Source organism: Secundilactobacillus pentosiphilus (assembly GCF_002217985.1).
Classification (GTDB): Bacteria; Bacillota; Bacilli; order Lactobacillales; family Lactobacillaceae; genus Secundilactobacillus; species Secundilactobacillus pentosiphilus.
The window spans coordinates 1-207 of the sequence record NZ_BCMI01000109.1; the positions used below are offsets into that span (position 1 = coordinate 1).

General features: G+C 47.3%; 1 rRNA gene. It reads right to left on the reverse strand.

Annotated features, from left to right (window positions below):
* Positions 1-73, reverse strand: a 5S ribosomal RNA gene (rrf, locus tag CES81_RS13255); the annotation flags it as partial.
* Positions 74-207 lie beyond the last annotated feature (134 nt).

Genomic DNA, 207 nt, shown 5'->3' on the forward strand with positions numbered 1-207 from the left:
TCTTGGCGTGCTGAAGCTTAACTACTGTGTTCGGCATGGGAACAGGTGTATCCTTCAGGCTATCGCCACCACACTATTGAGAACTGATGCTCTCAAAACTAGATAATATCAATTTCCTTACCGATGAACACCACTACTCGTGGTTAAGTCCTCGACCGATTAGTACTAGTCCGCTCCGTGCATCGCTGCACTTCCACTTCTAGCCTA